General features: G+C 45.4%; 1 protein-coding gene. It reads left to right on the top strand.

What is annotated here, in order from left to right; all coding sequences use genetic code 11:
- Positions 1–211: rod shape-determining protein (locus AAEY62_RS21960; RefSeq protein ID WP_350636515.1), on the top strand; the 211-nt coding region annotated here is incomplete at its 5' end.
- Between the last annotated feature and the right edge of the window lie 71 nt (positions 212–282).

Genomic DNA, 282 nt, shown 5'->3' with positions numbered 1-282 from the left:
ACCGCCAGAGCTAGCGTCAGATATTTCAGCGCACGGTATGGTGTTAACCGGTGGTGGTGCATTACTAAAAGATTTAGATCGTTTATTAATGGAAGAGACTGGTATTCCAGTTGTGGTTGCTGATGATCCGCTTACATGTGTTGCCCGTGGTGGTGGTAAAGCGCTTGAAATGATAGACGTGCACGGCGGTGATGTATTTAGTTACGACTAATGAAATCAATGTTCGCACAAACCGTTTCCTTGCAACTGCGACTCTTTGTCGCAGTGCTTTTGAGTGTCATA

The organism is Pseudoalteromonas sp. GW168-MNA-CIBAN-0100 (assembly GCF_040309225.1).
GTDB classification, from domain to species: domain Bacteria; phylum Pseudomonadota; class Gammaproteobacteria; order Enterobacterales; family Alteromonadaceae; genus Pseudoalteromonas; species Pseudoalteromonas arctica.
Note: the sequence above shows the minus strand (reverse complement) of the source record. Positions and strands in the feature narration are given on the sequence as shown.